The 23,623-nt window shown below is 61.2% G+C and carries 24 protein-coding genes and 1 riboswitch; of the genes, 13 read left to right on the top strand and 11 right to left on the bottom strand.

Features of this window, described 5'->3' with window-relative positions:
• The first annotated feature begins 75 nt into the window (after positions 1-75).
• From BJ928_RS07400 to BJ928_RS07385, 4 genes are all read left to right on the top strand, one after another.
• Entirely contained in the window at positions 76-918 is an 843-nt protein-coding gene (locus BJ928_RS07400; RefSeq protein WP_052227877.1) for a TIM barrel protein, read from the top strand.
• A gap of 338 nt (positions 919-1,256) precedes the next feature.
• Positions 1,257-2,045, top strand: a complete 789-nt coding sequence (locus BJ928_RS07395) for an EAL domain-containing protein (protein ID WP_047634829.1) — start codon at positions 1,257-1,259, stop codon at positions 2,043-2,045.
• 112 nt (positions 2,046-2,157) lie between these two features.
• Complete coding sequence (locus BJ928_RS07390; RefSeq protein WP_183079369.1) at positions 2,158-2,748, top strand: helix-turn-helix domain-containing protein; 591 nt, start codon at positions 2,158-2,160, stop codon at positions 2,746-2,748.
• Positions 2,749-2,918: 170 nt separating this feature from the next.
• Positions 2,919-3,368 carry a MucR family transcriptional regulator gene (locus tag BJ928_RS07385; protein ID WP_082011959.1) on the top strand — a complete coding sequence of 150 codons (450 nt, stop codon included), beginning with the start codon at positions 2,919-2,921 and terminating at the stop codon, positions 3,366-3,368.
• A gap of 205 nt (positions 3,369-3,573) precedes the next feature.
• On the opposite strand, the gene BJ928_RS07380 is transcribed toward BJ928_RS07385, so the two are convergent.
• Positions 3,574-5,181 (bottom strand): inorganic phosphate transporter, encoded by a 1,608-nt coding sequence (locus tag BJ928_RS07380; protein WP_047634830.1) that lies wholly within the window; start codon positions 5,179-5,181, stop codon positions 3,574-3,576.
• A gap of 240 nt (positions 5,182-5,421) precedes the next feature.
• Here BJ928_RS07380 and BJ928_RS39295 point away from each other — a divergent pair, with 240 nt between their 5' ends.
• On the top strand, positions 5,422-5,730 hold the full coding sequence (locus BJ928_RS39295) for a hypothetical protein (RefSeq protein ID WP_047634831.1): 309 nt from the start codon (positions 5,422-5,424) through the stop codon (positions 5,728-5,730).
• Between the two features lie 38 nt (positions 5,731-5,768).
• Here BJ928_RS39295 and BJ928_RS07370 read toward each other — a convergent pair whose 3' ends face one another.
• The 3 genes from BJ928_RS07370 to BJ928_RS07360 all read right to left on the bottom strand — a co-directional run bounded on the left by BJ928_RS07370 (position 5,769) and on the right by BJ928_RS07360 (position 7,392).
• A complete protein-coding gene (locus tag BJ928_RS07370; protein ID WP_245432233.1) occupies positions 5,769-6,329 on the bottom strand; it encodes a hypothetical protein in 561 nt (186 codons plus the stop codon).
• Between the two features lie 100 nt (positions 6,330-6,429).
• Positions 6,430-7,170, bottom strand: coding sequence for a CbtA family protein (locus BJ928_RS07365; RefSeq protein WP_047634833.1), 741 nt, complete (start codon positions 7,168-7,170; stop codon positions 6,430-6,432).
• 12 nt (positions 7,171-7,182) lie between these two features.
• Positions 7,183-7,392 carry a CbtB domain-containing protein gene (locus tag BJ928_RS07360; protein ID WP_047634835.1) on the bottom strand — a complete coding sequence of 70 codons (210 nt, stop codon included), beginning with the start codon at positions 7,390-7,392 and terminating at the stop codon, positions 7,183-7,185.
• A gap of 58 nt (positions 7,393-7,450) precedes the next feature.
• Positions 7,451-7,523: riboswitch (cobalamin riboswitch) on the bottom strand.
• Between the two features lie 111 nt (positions 7,524-7,634).
• Between BJ928_RS07360 and BJ928_RS07355 the strand changes: the two genes are divergently transcribed.
• Positions 7,635-8,201, top strand: a complete 567-nt coding sequence (locus BJ928_RS07355) for a histidine phosphatase family protein (RefSeq protein WP_047634836.1) — start codon at positions 7,635-7,637, stop codon at positions 8,199-8,201.
• A gap of 98 nt (positions 8,202-8,299) precedes the next feature.
• On the opposite strand, the gene BJ928_RS07350 is transcribed toward BJ928_RS07355, so the two are convergent.
• The 5 genes from BJ928_RS07350 to cyoA all read right to left on the bottom strand — a co-directional run bounded on the left by BJ928_RS07350 (position 8,300) and on the right by cyoA (position 13,473).
• Positions 8,300-9,064: an SURF1 family protein gene (locus tag BJ928_RS07350; protein WP_120296440.1), complete on the bottom strand. Its 765-nt coding sequence runs from the start codon at positions 9,062-9,064 to the stop codon at positions 8,300-8,302.
• Between the two features lie 188 nt (positions 9,065-9,252).
• Entirely contained in the window at positions 9,253-9,657 is a 405-nt protein-coding gene (gene cyoD / locus BJ928_RS07345) for a cytochrome o ubiquinol oxidase subunit IV (RefSeq protein WP_047634839.1), read from the bottom strand.
• A complete protein-coding gene (cyoC, locus tag BJ928_RS07340) occupies positions 9,654-10,283 on the bottom strand; it encodes a cytochrome o ubiquinol oxidase subunit III (protein ID WP_052227871.1) in 630 nt (209 codons plus the stop codon). The genes cyoD and cyoC overlap by 4 nt, the downstream gene beginning before the upstream one ends.
• A 5-nt stretch (positions 10,284-10,288) precedes the next feature.
• Complete coding sequence (cyoB, locus tag BJ928_RS07335; RefSeq protein ID WP_047634842.1) at positions 10,289-12,292, bottom strand: cytochrome o ubiquinol oxidase subunit I; 2,004 nt, start codon at positions 12,290-12,292, stop codon at positions 10,289-10,291.
• A gap of 47 nt (positions 12,293-12,339) precedes the next feature.
• Entirely contained in the window at positions 12,340-13,473 is a 1,134-nt protein-coding gene (cyoA, locus tag BJ928_RS07330; RefSeq protein WP_047634843.1) for a ubiquinol oxidase subunit II, read from the bottom strand.
• A 391-nt stretch (positions 13,474-13,864) separates the two neighbouring features.
• Between cyoA and BJ928_RS07325 the strand changes: the two genes are divergently transcribed.
• A complete protein-coding gene (locus BJ928_RS07325) occupies positions 13,865-15,202 on the top strand; it encodes an MFS transporter (protein ID WP_047634844.1) in 1,338 nt (445 codons plus the stop codon).
• Positions 15,203-15,258: 56 nt separating this feature from the next.
• Here BJ928_RS07325 and BJ928_RS07320 read toward each other — a convergent pair whose 3' ends face one another.
• Positions 15,259-15,963, bottom strand: a complete 705-nt coding sequence (locus BJ928_RS07320; protein ID WP_047634845.1) for an LrgB family protein — start codon at positions 15,961-15,963, stop codon at positions 15,259-15,261.
• Entirely contained in the window at positions 15,950-16,357 is a 408-nt protein-coding gene (locus BJ928_RS07315; protein ID WP_047634846.1) for a CidA/LrgA family protein, read from the bottom strand. The genes BJ928_RS07320 and BJ928_RS07315 overlap by 14 nt, the downstream gene beginning before the upstream one ends.
• A 100-nt stretch (positions 16,358-16,457) precedes the next feature.
• Between BJ928_RS07315 and BJ928_RS07310 the strand changes: the two genes are divergently transcribed.
• From BJ928_RS07310 to BJ928_RS07285, 6 genes are all read left to right on the top strand, one after another.
• Entirely contained in the window at positions 16,458-17,342 is an 885-nt protein-coding gene (locus tag BJ928_RS07310) for a LysR family transcriptional regulator (RefSeq protein WP_047634847.1), read from the top strand.
• A gap of 119 nt (positions 17,343-17,461) precedes the next feature.
• Complete coding sequence (locus tag BJ928_RS07305) at positions 17,462-18,478, top strand: iron ABC transporter substrate-binding protein (protein WP_047635019.1); 1,017 nt, start codon at positions 17,462-17,464, stop codon at positions 18,476-18,478.
• Positions 18,479-18,689: 211 nt separating this feature from the next.
• Positions 18,690-20,243 (top strand): iron ABC transporter permease, encoded by a 1,554-nt coding sequence (locus BJ928_RS07300; protein ID WP_245432247.1) that lies wholly within the window; start codon positions 18,690-18,692, stop codon positions 20,241-20,243.
• Positions 20,240-21,295 (top strand): ABC transporter ATP-binding protein, encoded by a 1,056-nt coding sequence (locus BJ928_RS07295; RefSeq protein ID WP_047634849.1) that lies wholly within the window; start codon positions 20,240-20,242, stop codon positions 21,293-21,295. The genes BJ928_RS07300 and BJ928_RS07295 overlap by 4 nt, the downstream gene beginning before the upstream one ends.
• An 80-nt stretch (positions 21,296-21,375) precedes the next feature.
• A complete protein-coding gene (locus BJ928_RS07290; protein ID WP_047634850.1) occupies positions 21,376-22,545 on the top strand; it encodes a M20 aminoacylase family protein in 1,170 nt (389 codons plus the stop codon).
• A 56-nt stretch (positions 22,546-22,601) separates the two neighbouring features.
• The gene (locus tag BJ928_RS07285; protein ID WP_047634852.1) at positions 22,602-23,594 is read left to right on the top strand and encodes an alpha/beta hydrolase; all 993 of its coding nucleotides are present in this window, start codon (positions 22,602-22,604) and stop codon (positions 23,592-23,594) included.
• Positions 23,595-23,623: the final 29 nt, after the last annotated feature.

Genomic DNA, 23,623 nt, shown 5'->3' with positions numbered 1-23,623 from the left:
AACGTGCGAGGGATGGAGCATGCCCATCCTTACCTGAGCTGATCGACATCGAGAAATCAGGTGGAGGAGGGTTTGGTGACTGCCGTTGAAAACGATGGACAGCGAGTAAAATCGGCATTTTCGACCCTGGGGTGCGCCGAGCTTGAATTGGGCGAAGCCCTCGGATTGGCGGCACATCACGGTCTCGACGCTATCGAAATCCGCGCCCTTGGCGGTACGATCGATCTGGTTGGCTATTTCACCGAAAGGTTCGGCTCTCCCGCGGGCCTGGCCGAAGTGCTGGAAGCCTCTCCCGTAGCCGTCTGCGCTTTCAATACTTCGCTGCGCCTCGTCGGCGCGACGGCGCAGGCGAAGGAAGAATTCCTGCGCTATCTTCCCTGGGCGGAGGCAGCCGGCATTCGCTCCCTCAGGGTTTTCGATGGCGGCGAGACCGGTGATGCGGACGAGCTGGCCGAGGCGCTGTCGACATTGCAATGGTGGCGGGAGACGGCGAAGCGCGAAGGATTTCGCGCCGACATCGTCGTCGAGACACATGATTTCCTTGCGCTGCCGGATGCAATCCCCCGCTTCCTCGAGATGGCGCCCGATTGCGCGATCCTCTGGGATACGCATCATACCTGGCGCAAGGGTGGGCAGAATCCTGTCGAAACCTGGCGGCAGGTTCGTCGCAACACCCGGCATCTCCACGTCAAGGACAGCATTTCAAGCCCGGGGCCAAGGCTGCCCTACAGCTACGTGGTGCCCGGCGCCGGCGAGTTTCCCATGGCCGCGCTGCGTTCGGCGATCGACGCCGATGGCTATGCCGGCATCATGAGTCTGGAATGGGAAAGGTTGTGGCATCAGGATTTGCCACCGCTGGATTTGGCCCTGCAGGCGGCTGGACGAAGTGGCTGGTGGCGGGGAACGGCAGCTGGTTAATAATTGTTGAAGAGCATTAATATTTTGGTTTAGTTGTATGGCAGAACGCAGCATAGAGATTGACTTTTGCCGCGCTCGTTAATTAGTGTATTAGCAATTATTAAATAACTATCCCGTAGGCATAACCGTGCCGGGTTGACTATGGTCTTCGGCGCAATATTTCCAGTTCGATGAAGGGAACCTCAATGATTGAGGTTTGAGGGTGTCTGGAACATGGAAGAGCCGGATTATAGACACCGGAAATCCGATGCTTGGGAGCGCTGCATGCAGCTGATGGCGGCTGCTCCACGCCTTGAGATGTTCATTGATCGCGGTTTGGCGCCCGAAAGGGATGTCCGATGAAAGGTCATGCGAGCCTCGAGGAAGAGGGGCATGGAGCCCTGATCTTGAAGGCGATCGCCGAAGGCGGCCTGAGCTTCGCCGCGCAGTGGATTCATGACGCCGGAAATGTCGGCGAGGTGTTCTATGCCGAAAGTCTGGCGCGCGTAACGGATTCGGACGGTATCGTGCATACGGCCGGCACCTTCGTTTCGCTGCTCGAGCGGCAGGATCGCTGGTTCGATCTCGATCTGCGTATTCTCGATATGGTTCTGTCCGATCTGGCCGGTGATGAAACGCTGGTTCTCGGCTTCAATCTTTCCGCAACCAGCCTGTCGCGCTCGGATCGGTTTGCCGATGTGTTCGGCCGAATTAGCCGTCGTCCGGAGCTTGCTTTACGGCTCATCGTCGAGGTCACCGAAAGCTATCCCGTCGTCGGCGCATCGATCGAACGCATGAAGATGATCCGTGCGCTCGGCTGTCGCATCGCGATTGATGACTTCGGGTCCGGCTTCGCCACGCCGGCATCGCTGCTGCAGGTGCCTGCCGATATCGTCAAGATCGATGCGGCTTTCGTATGGGATAACAGGCGCGGCCGTGACGGACGCGATAGCCTTTCTCATCTCGTCGGCTTTGCCGCCTGCTTTGCGCCCTTCGTCGTTGTCGAGGGGATTGAAACCAGCTCCCAATTCGATGCGGCGCGTGAGGCGGGCGCAACGCATGTGCAGGGCTTTTTGCTGTCGAGGCCGGTTTCCCTGGCGCAGCTTAGGCGCCACAAGCGGAAATCCGTCTTGCGGGGGGTGGGATGAAGATTCCAGCCGCCTCCCCGTCGGGCATGATTGCAATCCTTAATCGCCATGCACGGCGCATATCCGTCGCTGGCTCGCGGAGTCCCGTCATTCCTGCCTTGCAGGTGACGACATGATGAAGCAGCCGGCTTTCACCTCAGCCTATCAGATCTCGGCGGCCCGGGCGGCGGGCGAGCTCAAGACGAAGACATTGCTGCGCGCCTTCGTGAGCCGGCTTCGCACTGTTTTCTCCGATGAGGGTGTGGAGCTGTCTGCCACATTCGTCGGCGGGGCTTACCCGCATGTTCTTGTTTGCGATCAGGCCGACGAGGCGGTTGGCCGCGTCACCATAGATGCCGAGACCGGCCTTTATGTCCTCTGCGAACTCGGCGGTCATGCCGATGACGTCGTCATCGTAACCGCGAGTGACAATCGATTGATCGAGGAGATCGCCCTCCATCTTGGTGACGGCCCTTTGCCGCAGGCCGCGGTCGATGCCGCCGTCTGCAGCCTTGTCGGCCAGACGATGGAGGATGTCGAGCGCAAGCTCATTCTCCAGACGCTGCACCATTGCGATGGCGATCCCACGCATACGGCGTTCATGCTCGGCATGCCGCTTGTCACCCTCTACAACAAGCTGGCGGTCTATTTCTCGGACTCGGCCGGTGAACGGCAGCAGGCTGCCGTGGATATGGGATACGGAGCGAAACGCTACCGGCTATGATTGCGCGCGCATCGTATGCGGGCGCATTGTGCCCCGGTTACCAAGCCGGGATCGCGCTCTTGAAACAGGGCGCAAATCGAAACGGCGCGCTACCCGGCTTTGGGTATTGCGCCTGATGCAATTCGAGCGGGGCGGCGCGCGAGGAACCAAATGAGATCCGGGAAAAGATCATGGATTCTTTTAGCGAGAGAAAAGACCACGTTCCACCGAAGACGCCTTCCTTGTTCGATGGCTGCGTGAAGATCGTTTCGGCCTATGTCAGTCACAATGCCATCCCCGTTCACAGTCTTCCCAGGCTGATTAAGGATATTCACGAGGCGCTGCAAACATTGGATGCGTCCGCTCCGATCGTCGACCGCAGCAATCTGGTGCCGGCGGTGGATCTGAAGAAATCGGTAACGAACGATTACATCGTCTGCCTTGAGGACGGCAAACGCTTCAAGACGCTGAAGCGCCATTTGCGTGTGCATTATGGCATGACGCCAGAGGAATACAGGCAGAAATGGGGGCTCGCTCCGAACTATCCGATGGTGGCGCAGAATTACGCCAATCGTCGTTCGGAACTCGCCAAGATTTCCGGCCTCGGCGCGAACGGCAACAGAAGGGAAGGCGTGCGCTGACGCAATTCGGGCAAAGGCCTGTCCCGCGTTCCTGACCGTTATGGTTTCGGCGTTACGTGGAATTCGCGCGGATAGTCGCGATCGACCCAAGCGCATTGCCGCGCTCGCCGTGGGTCCGCGCCTGCCGGGCAACGCTGCAAACAAAATGGCGCCCTGTTGCGGGCGCCATAGTCTCTCAAGGACTTGAAGCCTTTATCGGAACTGCTCAGAAGACCTGGCGCAGCACGAGGAACAGCACGAAGGCAAGCGCGATCGAGGCTGGCAGCGTCAGGATCCAGGCCATCAGCATGTTGCGCACGGTCGACCATTGCAGGCCGGAACCGTTCGCCGCCATGGTGCCGGCGACGCCGGAGGACAGAACGTGCGTTGTCGAAACCGGCAGGCCGAGATGGTCGGCAGCGCCGATCGTCAGCATGGCGACGACTTCGGCGGCAGCACCCTGGCCATAGGTCAGATGCGTCTTGCCGATCTTTTCGCCGACGGTGACGACGATGCGCTTCCAGCCGACCATCGTGCCGAGGCCGAGCGCCAGCGCGACGGCGACCTTCACCCAGAGCGGGATGAACTTGGTCGCGTGGTCGACGGCGGCGTGATAGTCGGTCACGGCCTTCAGGTCGTCGGCGCTCATCGGCAGAAGCTTCTGCTTGTCGATCAGCTTCAGCGATTCACCGATCAGGTAGATGTCGTTGCGCACGTTGCTGACGAGCCCGTTCGGCAGCTTCTCGACGCTTGGATAGGCGGCGATCTCGGCGCTGGTCGAATGGATATAGGCCTGCAGCGCCGGTGTCGTCGCGTCCGTCCAGGTCTTGGTCTTCACGGCATCGCTGACGGCAGCCTTCGGATCGGCCGGCGCGGCGACGCCCGGCTTCACATATTTGCCGAGCACGGTTTCGACCTGTGCCGAAGCGGCCTTGTAGGCTTCGAGATAATTGACGTCGGGCGTGCGGTTGAGCGCGAAAGCGGTCGGGACAAGACCGATGAGGATGAGCATGATGAGACCCATGCCCTTCTGGCCGTCGTTCGAACCGTGGGCGAAGCTGACACCGGTACAGGTGAAGATCAGCAGGCAGCGAATCCACAGTGGCGGCGGCGCATTTCCCTTCGGCGCCTCATAGAGCGCCTTGTTGCGGATCAAGACCTTGGCGACCAGAAGCAGCACCGCCGCCATGGCAAAGCCGATGATCGGCGACAACAGCAGCGACATGCCGACGCTGCTTGCCTGCGACCAGTCGACACCGCTGGTCGCGGAGCCTGCAGGGGCAAGGAACTGGTTGGCAAGACCGACGCCGATGATGGAGCCGACAAGCGTGTGCGAGCTGGAGGCCGGCAGGCCGAGATACCAGGTACCGAGGTTCCAGATGATGGCTGCGGTCAAAAGGGCGAAGACCATCGCAAGGCCGGAGCCGGAGCCGACCTGCAGGATCAGTTCCACCGGCAGCAGCGCCAGAATGCCGAAGGCGACGGCGCCGGACGAGGTGAGAACGCCGAGGAAGTTGAAGACGCCGGACCACATGACGGCGAATTCCGCCGGCAGCGAGCGCGTGTAGATGACAGTTGCGACAGCATTGGCCGTATCATGGAAGCCATTGACGAATTCGAAGCCGAGCGCGATCAGCAGCGCGAGGCCCAGCAAGATCCACGGAACCGCGGCTGCATCGGCAAGCTCGCTGCCAAGGGCATAGCCGACATAGGCAAGGCCGGCCAGCACGAGGACGCCGAAGATCGGAAGAAACCATTTTGCCGAACTGCCTGCGCCGTGAATCGGATGGTTGGCATTGCCCCCCTCCGCACTGTTTGAAACGAGGTCGACCATCCCAAACTCCTTTATGGCAATTGATATTGCTGGTGTAAGCCTCCTTGATGAAACTCTCGTGACGCGCGAGTAGGTTGCGAAAGCGCGCAAATGCCGGTAATTGGACGCATCTTCCCCACCGGATGTGAACCTCCACCCATCGTAATTTCGCCGCCAAAAGGCCTTTTTCGGTTCAGCCGGCGTTCATGCCGCGGGAGGTTAAATCCCCGCTGTAAGGGACTTGGATAGAGGGCCATCAAAATGAGATCGTCCGTGATTGCCATCGCTGCCTTGTTCGGCAGCCTGGTTGTATCTTCGGCAGAGGCAATGCCTATCCCGAGCGTTGGGACAGCGGCCTCGGCGCCGATTGTGAAAGTCGACTATGCTTGCGGTCGTGGCTGGCATCTGACGCGTTGGGGCGAATGCCGCCCGAATCGCTGGGGTCCGCCGCCGCGGCGCTGGGGCTATGACAGACCGCCACCGCCGCCGCCCTGGGGCTGGCACGGCCATCGCCATCACCGTGACGGTTGGCGCGATGACCGTTGGCGCGATCGCCCACGTTACTGGTGAGATCAAAAACACCGCCGCGTCTCGCGGCGGTGTTTTGCCTATGGGTGGATCTGCGGCCGCAATATGCGTGCGCCGAGCCATAGGCCGGCAAGGATCAGTAGGCCCGCCGATAAAATTGCGGCGAGGCTTTTGGCGTGAAGCGCGATATCGGCAAGTTTCGGCCGGATGAGATCAGCTGTATTGAAGTTTTCGCCGCTGAATTTGCATAGGACCAGAGAGAGGTTGTTGCGCACGAGCACCGCGTCGATATCGGAGACGAGGTCGTCGACCGGCGCCTTTTCTTCCTTCATCGTTCGCATTTGCAGCAGCACCGCTTTCGCCGCCGCAAGATAGGCGTGCGAGCATTCATTGAAAGGGCTTTCTTCGTCGCTAACGCTGCCGGGCATCGTGCCCCAAAGGCAATAGGCACGCTGGATCTCGGTAAAATTCAAGAGACGACGGAAGGTTTCGTCCGTATCCGATGCGCTCTCGGCGAGAGAGATGATCCGCCCGTAATAGGGGGCGATGACGGCCATTTCGCCATGGGTGAGACTGGGGATCGGGATGCCGGCCTGGCTTCCGGAAGAACCGCCGCCATGCGCGGCGACAGAAACGGGCAACCCCGAAATCATGAGACAGAACATTGCTGGCAGCGCGCCGCTTGCCCATGAACGTCTCCCGCGCATGTTGCCATGCGCGGGACGCGAGCTATTTATCATACTAAGCCCGGCGCAGGGCCGCATTGCCGTAGCGTGGCTGCGGCAGCTGGCGCTCCGCCCAGGCTCCGAAGGCGAGACCGAGCGCCGTCCAGAGGATGACATGCATGCCGAGCGAGGTGAGGCGGAAGCGCCAGAGCACGACGGCCGAGAATTGCTCGGGGACTTCGTTGATCGGAGGAAGCAGATATTGGATCAGCGCTATGAAGGCGATGTAGCCGATACCGGCGATGATCGCGCCGTTCCAGGAACCATAGCGCGCCGCCAGCCGGCGACCGAAGCCCACGGCGACGATCATGCCGACGACGGAGGCGAGGATCATGATGAAGAACAGCTCGGTTCGCGCGCCGATCGTGTCGGGGTTGCCGACGGCCGGCGGGTTTGCCGGATATTTGATGTCGGGGACGAGCGAAATCGTCACGAAAGCGGCGATTGCGAGCAGAGCTGCCGTGCCGCGCGCTCCGAGAGGGCTGACGCGACCGTAGACGTAGGAGAAGACCAGCGCGAACAATCCGCCGATCGCCGTCGAAAAGACCATGATACCGGTGAAGAGGCCGATGCCGGCCTGTGTGGCGCGACTGACGATTTCCGGTTCCGGTGTTTCGCCGGCAGCCTGCGCGGCCTTTTCTTCAAAGCCGATGGCCCAATCGACCAGCGGCTCGCCGAAGGTGTGGGCGAAGGCAAAAACGAGAATGCCGGCGAGGGCTCCGACGATCATGCCGCGGAGCAAAAGACGTCCAACCATGTGCCTGATCCCTTAGTGGCAGGGGAAACCGAGAAGATGGCGGCCGTCATGCACGAATTCATGCACATACATGCCGGAGATGAGCGAAGTCGCGCCTTCTTCTGCGCCAACGAAATAGATCGCCAGCAGCATCAGCAGGCCGGCGAAAATGGCCCAGGGGAGGATCTGGCCGAGCGGAATCGGCTGTGGAATCGCTGTCGGGGCGAAAGTCGTGTCGGACATTGTATTTCCCTCTTTAAGAAAAGCGCGTTCCATTTGCGGAAGGGTTCTTGCGGGAAGGGTCTGGCTCTCGAGGGTGAAACTTCCGCCTTCGATTACAGTGGCGCGACCGCACCGGGATTCCACCGGCTTCCACACCCGCAGCTGCAAGTTTATATCTATTTGTAAAGACAGTTGTCAATCAAGCGCCAATGCGATGCAAAATCGCGACAAGAGCGCGTCAGGGGATGGAATTGGGGAGTGTCATGAAAACGCGTTTGAGTTGGATTTGCCATGGGGCGACACAAGCCAATCGGAACGGATGCTTTCCCGATGACGAACCGCTGGAGGCGAAGGCAACACAGCAGGCTCAATCGCTGTCCTTCGGGCTCGGGGCGATCGATCGCGTATGGAGCAGCCCGGCCCTGCGTGCCCGTCAGACGGCCGTGGTGCTTGGCCTCGATGCCATCCCGGATGTCGCCTTGCGCGAATGCGACTATGGCGATTGGCGGGGCCAATCGCTTGCCGAGCTGCATGAAAGGGATGCGGATTCCCTGGCTCTATGGATGACGGATACGTCGGTGGCGCCGCATGGCGGCGAAGCCTTGTCGGCAGTCATGAAGCGTGTCGGCGAATGGATGGGAAACCACATAGAGGATAGTGGCCATATCGTCGTCATTACCCATGCGAGCGTCATTCGCGCCGCCGTTCTGCAGGCCCTTCAGGCGCCGCCTGCTGCATTCTGGTCAGTCGATGTCGAGCCGTTCGGGATTGTCGAAATGACGAGTGACGGTCGGCGCTGGCTGCTTCGCTTCCCGAAGATGACGATCTAGGGCGGTTCCCACACGGCCGCGAAGCAGTTTTGCGACGGCGTGAAGGCGATCAGATAGAGCATTTCTGCGGCTTCCTTGAAGCCGGAAATGCTCGGGGATCAGCGAGCTGTCTTTGCCCGCCGCCGTTCGGAATAGACGAGAAATCCGGCCATGCCGAGTGTCATGATCGCCAGCCCATACCAGGTGATGGCATAGACCAGATGGCTGTTGTGGAACGTGATCTGCGTCAGCCCTCCGACTGGCAATCCGCCCGGGTTCTTCGTATCGTCGGCATCGATGAAATAGGGCGCCACGCTCTGCAGTCCGCGGGTCTCGGCGATGGCGGTCACGTCGCGCGAGTACCAGCGCTCGTCCGCCGGCACGTTCGAGCGCAGTAATGTACCCTTCGGCTCGTTGATCCTGAGCAGGCCGGTAACGGTGGTCTCACCGGCGATCTCACCTTCCGGGCGCGTCGATGGATTGCGCTTTTCGGTCGGCACAAAGCCACGGTTAATGATGACGATCGTGCCGTCCGCGAGCTTCAATGGCGTCAGCACCCAATAGCCTGCACCTAGCGCGGTTGAGGCATAGACCTGCGCTTCCTTGTCATTGAGGAAAGTGCCGCTTGCCTGCACATGCTTGTATTCCGAGTTTTCCGCCGTGATATCGGCCCATTGTACCGGGCCGGGAGCGGGGACAGCGGGAGCGTGTACGCGCGCATCGACCTTGGCGATCAAGTCCAGCTTCCAGTGCCGCCGCTCCACCTGCCAGGTGCCGAGGCCGATGAGGAGGGCGGTCAAGAGCAGGAGCAGCGATACCCAGATGATGAGGGTAAGCGTCGAGCGCGGCTTGGCTTGGGAAGTGGTCGAGGAAATGTCGGTCATGGCGCCAGTCTCCGGGGACGCGCTGCTGCATGATTTCGAAAGGTTTGATCGTCTTCGCTGAAAATCATGCGTGGTCTGAAACATTCGGCTGCGTCTTCTAGCGCTTCAAGAACGCGTCGCGCAGCAGCCGGCGGAGTTTTCGCGCCGGGAAGACGGCGGGCCTTCGCCGGAAGGCCCGCCGCTCAGTGTTATGGCATGTTGCGCATCATCTCGGGCGACATGGGCATCATGTTCGCGTTGAGGTGATGCATGACCCAGAGCGAGCCGGACAGCGCGATGATGACGATGACAATGGTGAAGATCAGCGCCATCATGTTCCAGCCGCCTTCCGAGCGGGTGTTCATGTGCAGGAAGTAGATCATGTGCACAACGATCTGGATCGCGCCGAGGATCATGACGATCGCCCCGGTGACGGCCGGATCGGAGATGACCTTGCCCATGACCAGCCAGAATGGAATGGCGGTCAGGATGACGGAGAGGACAAACCCCGTCATGTAGCTCTTGAAGGTGCCGTGTGCCGCCTCGTGGCCGCCATGGTGATCGTGGCCGTGGGCGTCGCCGGAATGATGCGAATGGTCTGTGTTCGAGCTCATCCGAGAACTCCCATGAGGTAGACGAGAGAAAACACGCCGATCCAGACGACGTCGAGGAAGTGCCAGAACATCGAAAGGCACATCAGGCGACGCTTGTTTTCCGGGATCAGGCCGTGGCGGCTGACCTGCACCATCAGCGTGATCAGCCAGACGATACCGGTGGTGACGTGCAGACCGTGCGTGCCGACCAGCGTGAAGAAGGCCGACAGGAAGGCGCTGCGCTGCGGGCCGGCGCCGTCGAGGATCAGGTGATAGAACTCGTAGAGTTCGAAGAAGATGAAGAGTGCGCCGAAGATGCCCGTGATCGCCAGCCACATCATCGTGCCCGACTGATTGTTCTTCTCCATCGCCAGCATGGCGAAGCCATAGGTGATGGAGGAGAAGAGCAGCATCGCCGTGTTGAGGGCGACGAGCGGCAGCTCGAACAGGTCCGCCGGAGACGGGCCGGCCGCATAATTGTGGCCGAGCACGGCGTAGGTGGCGAAGAGGACTGCGAAGATCAGGCAGTCGCTCATGATGTAGATCCAGAAGCCCAGCATGGTGCTGCCTTCCGGATGATGCTCCTCCTTCAGATAGAAAGCGGGTGTTTCGCCGTCCATGGGAGCTTGTGCAGTGTGGGTCGTCATAGGTCTTACACCTGTCCTGCGAGCTGCTTCGTACGCTCGTTCTCGGTCTTCACGACTTCCTCGGCGGGAATGTGGTAGTCGCGCTTGTAGTTGAAGGTATGGCCGATCGTAACGACGAGCATCGCGACGAAGGTGATGGCGGCGAGCCACCAGATGTACCAGATCATCCCGAATGCGAAGCCGATCGAGAGAACGCCGAGGATGATGCCCGTGCCGGTGTTCTTCGGCATGTGGATCGGGATGAAGCCTTCCGTCGGACGCTTGTAGCCACGGTTCTTCATGTCCCACCACGCGTCATGATCGTAGACGATCGGCGTGAAGGCGAAGTTGTAGGCCGGCGGCGGCGACGAGGTGGACCATTCCAGCGTACGGCCGTTCCAGGGGTCGCCGGTGTGGTCGCGGAGCTCTTCGCGCTTCATGAAGCTGACGGCGAGCTGGATGAGGAAGCAGGCGATGCCGATGGCGATCAGGCCGGCGCCGAAGGCGGCGATGATGAACCAGATCTGCAGCGACGGATCGTCGAACTGGCTGACGCGGCGGGTGACGCCCATCAGGCCGAGGATGTAGAGCGGCATGAAGGCGAACCAGAAGCCGATCTGCCAGAACCAGAAGCTCATCTTGCCCCAGAACGGGTCGAGCTTGAAGCCGAAGGCCTTCGGGAACCAGTAGTTGACGCCCGCGAACATGCCGAAGAGCACGCCGCCGATGATCACGTTATGGAAGTGGGCGATCAGGAACAGCGAGTTGTGCAGCACGAAGTCGGCCGGCGGGATTGCCAGCATGACGCCGGTCATGCCGCCGATGGTGAAGGTCACCATGAAGCCGACGGTCCACAGCATCGGCACTTCGTAGCGGATGCGGCCGTGATACATCGTGAACAGCCAGTTGAAGAGTTTCGCACCCGTCGGGATCGAGATGATCATCGTCGTGATGCCGAAGAAGGAGTTAACGCTGGCGCCCGAGCCCATCGTGAAGAAGTGGTGCAGCCAGACGAGGTAGGAGAGGATCATGATCACGCAGGTGGCGTAAACCATCGAGGCGTAGCCGAAGAGGCGCTTGCCGCAGAAGGTGGCGACGACTTCCGAGAAGACGCCGAAGGCCGGCAGGATCAGGATGTAGACTTCCGGGTGGCCCCAGATCCAGATGAGGTTGACATACATCATCGGATTGCCGCCGAGGTCGTTCGTGAAGAAGTTCGTACCGGCGTAGCGGTCGAGCGTCAGCAGGGCGAGCGTGGCGGTCAGGATCGGGAAGGAGGCGACGATCAGGATGTTGGTGCAGAGCGACGTCCAGGTGAAGACGGGCATCTTCATGAAGGTCATGCCCGGCGCGCGCATCTTGACGATGGTGGCGATCAGGTTGATGCCTGAGAGCGTCGTTCCGATACCCGCGACCTGCAGGCCCCAGATATAGTAGTCGACGCCGACGTCGGGACTGTAAGCGATGCCGGAAAGCGGCGGATAGGCCAGCCAGCCGGTCTTGGCGAACTCGCCGATGAAGAGCGAGATCATGATCACGATCGCGCCAGCCGTCGTCATCCAGAACGAGAAGTTGTTGAGGAACGGAAAGGACACGTCACGCGCGCCGATCTGCAGCGGCACGACAAGGTTCATCAGGCCGGTGACGAAAGGCATCGCCACGAAGAAGATCATGATGACGCCGTGGGCGGTGAAGATCTGGTCGTAGTGATGCGGCGGCAGATAGCCTTCGGAACCGTTGAAGGCGATCGCCTGTTGCAGGCGCATCAGCAGCGCGTCGGAGAAGCCACGCAGCAGCATGATCAGCGCCAGCACGACATACATGATGCCGATCTTCTTGTGGTCGATGCTGGTGAACCATTCCGTCCAGAGGTAGCCCCAGAGGCGGAAGTAGGTCAGCAGGCCGAGAACGGCGATGCCGCCGATGGCGACGCCGATGAAGGTCACGACGAGGATAGGCTCGTGATACGGGATCGACTCAAGCGTCAGCCGGCCGAAGATGAATTTGTAGAGGTCCGGGTTGGAAAACATGGATTGCCTCTGTCCCTTATGAATGTCTTGTTATTGAGCGCACCGGATCAGTGACCCTGGTGCTGCGCCGAACCGGTCGACGAATCGGAAGAAGTGCCATTGCCCATATCCATGCCTTGCATGGAACCCATGCCCGGCATCGAGCTGTCGCCATGCTGCATGGTGTGGGCGCCGCCGTCAGCCTTGACCGGCGTGACGTCGGCTGAGTTGCCGTCGCGGTTGTCGTAGATCAGGCGCTCGCGGTTTTCGTGGCTCTCCTTGCCGGCGCCGCCCTTGGCGTCGATGTGCATCATTTCGCTCATGCACATCTTGCTCGGATCGGCGCACATGTTGAGGATGGCGTTGTAGAGCCCGTCGTCGACGGCATTGAAATATTGCACCGGATTACGTTCGCTCGGCTTGGCAAGCGCCATGTATTCCGGGCGGCCGAGTGCGGTGCCCTGGCTTTTCGCCTTCTGGACCCATTGATCGAAACCGGCCTGATCCAAACCGTGGAACTTGAAGCGCATGTTCGAGAAGCCGGCGCCGCTATAGTTGGCGGACAGGCCCTGGAATTCGCCGGGATGGTTGATGACGGCGTGCAGCTTCGTTTCCATGCCCGGCATGGCGTAGATCTGGCCAGCCAGCGCCGGGATGAAGAAGGAATTCATCACCGAGGAAGCGGTGATCTTGAAATTGATCGGCCGGTCGACCGGGGCGGCCATCTCGTTGACCGTGGCGATGCCGTATTCCGGATAGAAGAACAGCCATTTCCAGTCGAGCGCGACAACTTCCACCGTCAGTGGCTTCACGTCGGCGCTGAGCGGCTTGTCGGCGGCGATGCGGTCGAGCGGGCGGTAAGGATCGAGCTGGTGGGTGCTGATCCAGGTGACCGCACCGAGCGCAATGATGATGGCAAGCGGAGCGGACCAGATGACCAGCTCAAGACGCGTCGAATGATGCCATTCCGGCTCGTATGTCGCTTCTTTGTTCGACTGGCGATATTTCCAGGCGAAATACAGCGTCAGGAAGATCACCGGGATGATGATGATCAGCATCAGCACGACCGAGATGATGATGAGGTCTCGCTGCTGCATGGCGATATCGCCGGAAGGAGCCATGACCACCAAGTTGCAGCCTGATAGCAGCAAAAACAGTGGGATAGCGGATAAACGGCTGAAAATCTTCGATAGTCTTGGCACGTTTCAAGCTCTTTTTGTTTCGACCCTACCGCGACTAAAGGACGGAGGTCATGAACGATATGAGGTGTTTCGTCGCACCGCAGCAAGGGAGGGTGCAATGCGGTATGAAATGCCGTCCCACGTATCGGGAAAACCCTCATAAATCCAGAAGGTTTTCCATAAGCCATTCGCTTTTGCCGCGGTTAATATACCTGGATCGGAACAAATGGCTACGGGTCGCGGTTCCTGCTTTATCCGGAATGCGGCGTCAAAGGTCGTGCTGGCCAGATTTGATTGCTAATTTACGAATTATTTCATGCTCGATACTTGATATGTTCGCACGTTTGATCGACATTTTCATTATGCACGAATTCGTGGAGGAATTCGTGATCGGAGAGGGAGGCTCCCGCGCATGGTCAGCGTTACGCATGAAACACTAAATCCAACGTCTTCAACTCTCGAAAGTGATGCCCGCAGCATGCATGCGGGCGGCTCCGTCGCCGCCGGCAATATCGCCATCGGCGTGATCATTGGTCGCACGTCCGAATTCTTTGATTTCTTCGTCTATGCCATCGCATCGGTGCTGGTCTTCCCGAAGCTGATCTTCCCCTTCGCCGATCCGCTGCATGGCACGTTGTTGTCCTTCCTGGTTTTCTCGCTGGCATTCATCGCCCGCCCCATCGGCTCGTTCATCTTCATGGCGGTCGACCGCCGGTACGGGCGTGGGGTGAAGCTGACGATCGCGCTGTTCCTGCTTGGCGGCTCGACCGCCGCGATGAGCTTCCTGCCCGGCTATTCGGAAGTCGGCGTCTACGCGATCATCCTGCTTGCCATCTTCCGCATCGGTCAGGGCCTTGCGCTCGGCGGCGCCTGGGATGGTCTGGCATCGCTGCTCGCGCTGAACGCTCCCACCAACCATCGCGGCTGGTATGCGATGATCCCGCAGCTCGGTGCCCCTATCGGCTTCATGCTGGCAAGCGCGCTGTTTGCCTATTTCGTCACGAGCCTCACGACGGCTGACTTCCTGGACTGGGGCTGGCGCTATCCCTTCTTCTGCGCCTTTGCCGTCAACGTCGTCGCGCTCTTTGCCCGTCTGCGTCTAGTGGCGACCGAAGAATTCGGCACGCTGCTGGAACGCCACGAGCTCGAACCCGTCAAGATGACGGAACTGCTGCGCGTGCATGGTCGCGACGTCCTGATCGGCGCCTTCGTGCCGCTCGCAAGCTTTGCGACGTTCCACCTGGTTACGGTCTTCCCGCTCGGCTGGGTCACGCTCTATAGCGAGCAGACGCCCGGTTCGTTCCTGCTGGTGGAATTCATCGGCGCGATCTGCGGCATCCTTGCCATCATCTGTTCCGGCATGCTCGCCGACCGGATAGGCCGCCGCAATCAGCTCGCCATCGGCGCCGTGCTGATCGCCTGCTTCGCCTTCGTTGCGCCCTGGCTGCTCGATGGCGGCGCGACCGGCCGCCACATCTATGTGGTTGTCGGCTTCACGCTGCTCGGCCTTTCCTTCGGTCAGGCGGCCGGCGCCAGCGCCTCGCGCTTCAGCCAGAACTATCGCTACAGCGGCTCGGCTCTCGTGTCGGATCTGTCCTGGCTGATCGGTGCCGGCTTCGCGCCCTTCGTGGCGCTAGCCCTCTCCAGCCAGTTCGGCCTCGTCTATACCAGCCTCTATCTGCTGTCGGGCGTCGTCTGCACCCTGGTCGCGATCTTCTTCAGCAAGACGCTGGAAACGCGCGACAACTGAGACGCACCATCGAATTGAAAAGGGCCGCGGCACGAAAGCGCCGCGGCCCTTTTTGTTCAGGCTGCATGCATGAACCAGGCGATCAGCGGCGCCGCCAGGACATTCGTCATCCCCACCAGCACCATGACCAGACCGGCGATCGATCCCTCTTCGCGGCCGATCTCGTGGGCTTTCGCGACGCCGATGCCGTGAGCGCCCATGCCGTAGAGCGCGCCGCGCGCCATGCCGGATTGCAAGGGTAGCAGCCGCAGCAGGATCTGCCCGACAACGGCGCCGAATAGGCCGGTGATGACGACGAAAACGGCGGTGAGATTGGGTGTGCCGCCGATATCGCCCGAAACAACCATCGCGAAGGGCGTGCTGATCGAGCGTGGCATCAGGCTGAGCTGCAGGCTCTCGTCGAGGCCGAGGAGACCGGCAAGGCCCCAGGCGGACACCATCGCCGTCGTGCTGCCGACCGTCACGCCGAACAGCAGGACCGGCCAATAGCGCTTGATGAGGTCACGCTGCTCATAAATCGGCACGGCAAAGGCGACTGTCGCGGGGCCGAGCAGGGCAAGCAGCCAGCGGCTGTCATGCATGTAGTCCTGATAATTGGCGTGCAGCATGAGGGCGATGGCGATCAGGACTGCGGGCACCGCCACCAGCGGCGAGAGCCAGAGCGAAGGCCAACGGCGGTAGAGCGCCTTTGACACGTAGTAGAGGCCGATCGTCGCCATAGGCCAGAACAGGCCGGATGCGAAGGTTTCAACTGTGGGCATGACTGGATGCTCCCTGACGCATCATCAGGCGGAAGCCGATGTCTATCGCTATCGCCGTCACGCCCATGACGATGACGGTCCCGGCAAAAATGACCGCAAGTATCTTCAGCCCGACGATGCCGATGAATTCGCCATGATCGAGCAGCGCCAGCACCGCCGGCACGAAAAACAGCAGCATCTCGGCGAGAAACCATTCCGCGCCGCGCTTCATGCTCGTCAGGCTGACCCTGCCGCTCGCAAACAACGCCAGCACCAGCAGCATACCGGCAATGGCGCCCGGTATCGGCAGATGCGTCAGGCGCACGATGGCCTCGCCCGCCTGCCAGAAGCCGAGCAGCAGGAGGATCTGGGCCAATCGGCACAGTTTGGAATGGTTTTGTAGGTCGACACGCATGGAGAAACTCGAGAAAAATTGGATGGCCTGAAAATAGGCTCTTCCATCTCATGAGAAAAATGAATTGATTTCATAAAATTCAGTCCTGTATGGAATAGAGATGGAACTTCGGACGTTGCGAGCTTTTGTCGAGGTGGTGCGCCAGGGCGGCTTTTCGGAAGCCGCCAAGGTGGTCTTCACCACGCAATCCGCGGTCAGCAAGGCGGTTCGTCAGCTGGAGGACGAGCTCGGTCTGCCGCTGCTCCATCGCATTGGTCATCGCACGACGCTGACGGATGCCGGCGAGGTGGTCTATCGCCGGGCGATCACGATCCTCGCCGGACGCGACGATCTGCTGGCCGAGCTGGCGGAGCTGCGGGGTTTGGCGCGCGGTACTCTGCGTCTCGGCCTGCCGCCGATCGGCAATGACGCTTTGTTCGCACCGGTCTTCGCCGTCTTCCGCAATCGCTATCCCGGTATCGAGATCAGGCTGGTGGAGCAGGGAGCGAAGCGGCTGGAGGAAATGGTGCTCGCCGACGAGGTCGATCTCGGCGCCTCGCTTTTGCCGACGCCCGACGCCTTCGAATGGCAAAGCGTGCGCTGTGAGCCCATGCATGTTCTGTTGCCATCGTCTCATCCTCTCGCGGGGCAAGAGGCGGTGCCGCTCGCGGCGCTCAAGGGCAATTCCTTCCTTCTGTTCGAAACCGGCTTTGCGTTGAACGGCATCATTCTGGATGCCTGTCGCAGCGCCGGCTTCGCTCCTGATATCGCTGCCCGCTCCAGCCAGATCAATTTCATCGTAGAACTGGTTGCCGCAGGCCTCGGGGTTGGCTTCCTGCCACGGCTGATCGCCGAGCAGCGCCAGCGCCCGGGCGTCCGCCATGCGCTTGTCATCGAGCCGGGAATGGAGTGGCATATGGCCTGGATCTGGCGGCGCGGCGGCTATCTGTCGCATGCCGGCCGCGCCTGGCTCGACCTCGCCGCGGAGATCGCGGCGAAATCTTGACTCTATTCTCAAACTTTTGTGATAAGAGCATCAGAGCGCAAACTTGAAAAAAACGCTCAGGAAAAATATAGGCTATCGCATCGCTGCCGGTAGCGGTGGCTTTCAAGCGAGAGGACTTTATGACTTTTTCCTTTTCTCATCTCACCAGTGCGCTGGCGCTGGCCGCAGGCCTCGCCGTTGCTCCGATGATGGCGAACGCCGCCGATTCCGAGGGCATCGTCGTCTACAACGCCCAGCATGAGGCGCTGACGCAGGCATGGGCGGATGGCTTCACCAAGGAAACCGGCATCAAGGTCACCATCCGCAACGGCAGCGACATGCAGTTCGCCAACCAGATCATCCAGGAAGGTGCCGCGTCTCCGGCCGACGTCTATCTGACGGAAAATTCTCCGGGCATGACGCTGGTCGATGCCAACAAGCTCTTCTCGCCGGTCGATGCCGCGACGCTCGCCCAGGTGCCGGAAACCTTCAAGGCCGCCGATGGCAACTGGATCGGCGTTGCCGCCCGCTCCACGGTTTTCGCCTATGACAAGACCAAGCTGAAGGAAGCCGATCTGCCGAAGTCGATGCTCGATCTCGCCGATCCCAAGTGGAAAGGCCGCTGGGGCGCTTCGCCCGCCGGCGCCGACTTCCAGGCGATCGTCAGCGCCTTCCTTGAGCTGAAGGGCGAGGACGCAACCCGCGCCTGGCTGAAGGCGATGAAGGAAAATGCCAGCTTCTACAAGGGCAACAGCGTTGCCATGAAGGCAGTAAACGCCGGCGAGATCGAAGGCGCGCTGATCTATCACTACTACTGGTTCGGCGATCAGGCCAAGACCGGCGAAAACAGCAAGAATGTTTCGCTGCATTACTTCAAGAACCAGGACCCGGGCGCGTTCGTCAGCATCTCCGGCGGTGGCGTTCTGGCCTCCAGCCAGCATCAGAAGGAAGCGCAGGCTTTCCTGAAGTGGATTACCGGCAAGGGTGGCCAGGCCGTTCTGCGTGATGGCGATTCCTATGAATATGCCGTTGGCAACGGCGAAGCTTCCAATTCGAAGCTGGTGCCGATCTCCGAGCTGCAGGCACCGAAGGTCGAGCCTTCGAAGCTGAACAGCAAGAAGGTCACAGACCTGATGACGGAAGCCGGGCTCATCTAAGCCAAAAGCCCGTGCTGCGGCGCGTTTGGAGCGCTTTGGGACGGGCTTGGCACTTGCATCATTGTCCTATGCCCTGCTAGGGGCATAGGGATGGCCTTTAGGCTGATCGAACGGGCAATCGCCGCAAGCGGCGGTTGCCTTCCTATTTCAGGGCGTGAAAGGCAGCTCGGATTTGCTGCAGAAGAACACATATGCCGGCGAGCCTGCCGCCATGCGAATGCCCCCGTTGACGGCTGCTCCCCGCAGCCGCGTCCGCCATGGTTCCGTCGTCGCCCTTGCGTCCATCGTTGCGCTCCTGAGCCTTGTGCCGCTTGGTTTCATAGCCTGGGTCACGATCGATACAGGCTGGGCTGAGGTCATCGCCCTGATCTTCCGCAACCGTGTCGGCGAGCTGCTCGTCAACACGGTCCTGCTCGAAGTCTGCACCATCCCCTTGTGTATCGTGCTTGCGGTCACGATGGCGTGGTTGACGGAGCGGACCGATATCCCCGGCGCCCGCCTCTGGTCGTGGCTGGCAGCTGCGCCGCTGGCCGTGCCCGCCTTCGTGCACAGCTACGCCTGGGTCAGCCTCGTGCCGAGCATGCACGGGCTCTGGAGCGGCGTACTCGTGTCCGTGCTTGCCTATTTTCCCTTCCTCTATCTGCCCGTCGCCGCCGCCCTGCGCCGGCTCGATCCGGCAATCGAGGATGCGGCCGCCTCGCTTGGTCTTGGCCCCTGGCGCGTCTTCTTTCGCGCAATCCTGCCGCAGCTTCGCCTTGCAATCTGCGGCGGCTCGCTGCTGATCGGCCTGCATCTCCTGGCGGAATACGGTCTCTACGTGATGATCCGTTTCGATACCTTCTCGACCGCCATCGTCGACCAGTTCCAGTCGGCCTATAACAGCCCGGCGGCCAACATGCTCGGCGGTGTGCTCGTCTTCTGCTGCCTCCTGCTGCTCGGCATAGAGATTCTGGTGCGCGGCAATGAACGTTACGCCCGTATCGGCTCCGGTGCCGCGCGCCCGACTGATCGCCGCCGCCTCGGCTGGTTCGTCGGTCCCGCGATTGCGCTGCCGGTCGTCACGGCTGTGTTGACGCTCGGTATTCCCTTCGTCACCCTGGCGCGCTGGCTCTATCTCGGCGGCGCGGGCGTCTGGAGGATCGATACGGTCGGCTCCGCCCTGCTGCAGACCATTCTTCTCGCGATTGCCGGCGGCCTCCTCGCCACCATTGCCGCGACCCCCATGGCGTGGCTGTCGGTGCGTGCGCCGGGCCGGCTGCAACGCATTCTCGAGGCCTGCCATTATTATGTCGGCTCGCTGCCGGGCGTCGTTGTCGCTTTGGCCCTGGTGTCGATTACCGTGCGGCTGATCCTGCCGCTCTACCAGACCTTTGTGACGCTGCTGCTTGCCTATGTCCTCCTGTTCCTGCCGCGCGCCATGGTCGGTCTGCGCGCCAGCATCGCCCAGGCGCCGGTCGAGCTCGAACGCGCCGCCATGGCGCTCGGCCGCACGCCGGCACAGGCCGTGCGGCAGATCACCATGCGGCTTGCCGCCCCTGGCTTTGCCGCCAGTGTCGCGCTCGTCGCGCTCGGCATCACCAACGAGCTGACGGCGACGCTGATGCTTTCCCCCATTGGCACGGAAACGCTGGCGACGAAATTCTGGTCTCTGACCAGCGAGATTGACTATGTTTCGGCGGCACCCTACGCCTTCATGATGGTGGTCCTGTCGCTGCCGCTCACCCTTCTCCTTTACGTGCAATCCAAGCGGACGGCCGGACAATGACCTTTCTGGCGATCAAGAACATCAGCAAGCGCTACGGCCCCGTGCATGCGCTCGACAATATCGACCTTACGGTCGCCGCCGGTAGCCGCACGGCCATCGTCGGCCCGTCCGGCTCCGGCAAGACGACGCTGCTGCGCATCATCGCCGGCTTCGAGGTTCCCGATGCGGGCCAGGTGGTGCTGCAGGGCGAGACCCTGGCGGATGGTGAGGCCATCGTGCCGGCGCACCGCCGCGGCATCGGCATCGTCTCGCAGGACGGTGCGCTGTTTCCGCATCTGAGCGTATCGGAGAATATCGGTTTTGGCATGGAGCGCGGCGCGCGCGACCGCGACCAGCGCATCAATGCCCTCATCGACATGGTCGAATTGGACCGCGGCATGCTCGATCGCCGCCCACATCAGCTCTCCGGTGGCCAGCAGCAGCGTGTTGCGCTGGCACGGGCGCTTGGCCGCAAGCCGCGATTGATGCTTCTCGACGAGCCATTTTCCGCCCTCGATACCGGCCTTCGCGAAAACATGCGAAAGGCTGTCGCGCGCGTGCTGCAGATCGCCGGCATCACGGCGGTTCTGGTGACGCACGACCAGACGGAAGCTCTGTCTTTCGCCGATCAGGTTGCCGTTCTGCGCGAGGGCAAGCTCATACAGGCGGGGACGCCGCAAGCCCTCTATCTCAGCCCCAGGGATCGCGAAACTGCGCTCTTCCTCGGCGACGCCATTGTCCTGTCGGCTGATCTCGACAAGGGATCTGCCAAATGCAATCTCGGCCATATTCCGGTCGATGCCGAACGCCGGCAGGGTCGCACCGAGATCATGTTGCGGCCGGAGCAATTGCGCCTGGGCTCTGTCGATGATGCGGGTGCCGCCTGCATCGGCAAGGTGACCGAAATCGAGTTCGGCGGCGCCGTCTGCACGGTGACTGTGGTGCTCTCCAATGCAAACGGCTCGGAGACGTTGAACATCAAGAGCTCCGGCGTCGGCCTGCCCGAGATCGGCAGCATGGTTTCCGTGACCGTCATCGGAAAGGCACATGTCTTCAACAAGCTCGATGCCTGAGCGTCATTTGGGTTGAAGCAGGCACGGCTTTGGGGAAGATAGGGCACGCCATCATCGTGCCCCGAGCCGAAGGAATGCCCATGTCTTTTCCCGATGAGATCGAGCCGGATCTCCCCTTTCTCACGTCGCTTCGCCACAACCTCCATGCCCACCCCGAACTGGGCTTCGAGGAGGAGCGCACCAGCGGCATCGTCGCCACTCTGCTGGAAGAGGCTGGGCTGACGGTGCATCGCGGCCTCGGCAAGACCGGTGTTGTGGGAACGCTGCAGGTCGGCAACGGCACGCGCCGTATCGGCCTTCGCGCCGACATGGATGCGCTCGCCATGCCCGAAAAGGCCAATCGTCCCTATAAATCCACCATCCCCGGCAAGATGCACGCCTGCGGGCATGACGGTCATACCACGATGCTGATTGGCGCCGCCCGCCAGCTCGCCGCCAAGCGCGGCTTTTCCGGCACGGTTCACTTCATCTTCCAGCCGGCAGAGGAAGGTCGTGGCGGTGCGAAGCGCATGGTGGAGGAAGGTCTCTTCGATCTCTTCCCCTGCGATGCCGTTTACGGCCTGCACAATATGCCCGGCCTTGCGATCGACGAGATGGCTGTCGTCGAGGGGCCGCAGCTTGCCTCGTCGGACAGCTGGCGCATCACCTTCCGCGGCACCGGCACGCATGGTGCCAAGCCGCATCTCGGCAAGGACCCGATCACGGCGGCGGCGACCTTCCTGTCTTCGCTGCAGACCATCGTCGGGCGTGTCGTCGATCCGCTGCAGCCGGCCGTCGTCAGCGCCTGCTCGCTGCAGGCGGGCGATCCGAAGGCGCTGAACGTCATTCCCGATACGGTCGAGATCGGCGGCACGGCACGCGCCTATACGCCTGAAGTCCGCAACCAGCTGGAAGAAGAGATCGGGCGCCTGGCGCATGGTACGGCTGCGATGTTCAACATGGCCGTCGACTACCAGTTCGAGCGCCGCATCCCGCCCGTCGTCAACGATGCCGATGCCACGGCGCGGGCGCTGAAGGCTGCGACAGAGGTCTTTGGCAAGAACGTGCTCACCCGCTTTCCGCCGTCGACCGCCGGCGACGATTTCTCATTTTTTGGCCAGAATGCCCCTGGCTGCTATGTCTGGCTCGGCAACGGTCCGGCAGTCGATGGCGCCTTGCACCACAACACCGCCTATGATTTCAACGACGAAGCGATCGCCTCGGGCGTGGCCTTCTGGACGACATTGGTCGAACAGGAATTGGCGGTCTGATCGCATAACAATCAAGACGTCGGCGTCCATTCGCCGGCAAACTACCGAGAGATATCATGGATGATAAGTGCAACGGAGTGAAACTGCCGGAGCGGACGGTGCCGTTTCCGGCTTCGATCAGCGAGGAGGCGCGGGCGGCGCTGCGTCGGGCGGTCGGTGAAGACGGCACCCCCTTGAATGCGCAGCATGTCATGCCTGATGTGAGCGATTTCGATGGCTGGATGAAGCTGAAGGCTTTTGCCGATGTCTATTATCAGGCGGCAGCCGAAAGAATGGCGGCGCAAGCACGCGCCAGCGTGCAGACGGTGCAAATCGACGAGGCCACCGTCCATATCGCGACGCCGGACGGCACCTTCCCGGAAGACTGCGCCTACATCGATCTTCACGGCGGGGCGCTGGTCGTGGGCGGTGGAGCTGCCTGCCGCGCCGGGGCGCAAAACCAGGCCGACCAGCATGGCATCCGCTGCTACGCGATAGACTATCGGATGCCGCCGGAACATCCTTATCCCGCAGCGCTGGACGATTGCATGGCGGTCTATCGCCACGTGCTGACGAAACACAGGCCGGAGAATGTCATTATCGGCGGGCGCTCGGCGGGCGGCAATCTTGCGGCTGCCATGACATTGCGCGCGCGCGATGAAGGCTTGCCGCTGCCGGCGGCACTGGTTCTCTTGTCGCCGGAACTGGATCTCACGGAATCAGGAGACAGCTTTCAGGTCAATCGGCTTGTCGATGTCGTGCTCCCAGGGTCGCTGATGCCGAACAATCTGCTCTATGCGAAGGGAGCGGATCTCGCCCATCCCTATCTATCGCCGCTCTTCGGCGATTTCTCCAAGGGTTTTCCGCCGACATTCCTGCAAAGCGGCACGCGGGATCTGTTCCTCTCCAATGCCGTGCGCATGCATCGCCTGTTGCGCCGCGCGGAAATTCCCGTCGAGCTTCACGTCTTCGAAGCCATGCCGCATGGTGGCTTCATGGGAGCGCCCGAGGATCGCGAGCTAAGCGAGGAAATCAAGCGTTTCGTGAAGCAGAGCTTCGGTCGAGGCTAGCGCGCATGGGAAGCAGGGATCGATGATCT

Source organism: Rhizobium sp. WW_1 (assembly GCF_003610155.1).
Taxonomy (GTDB): Bacteria; Pseudomonadota; Alphaproteobacteria; order Rhizobiales; family Rhizobiaceae; genus Rhizobium; species Rhizobium tropici_A.
This window is presented reverse-complemented; position numbering and strand designations above follow the sequence as displayed.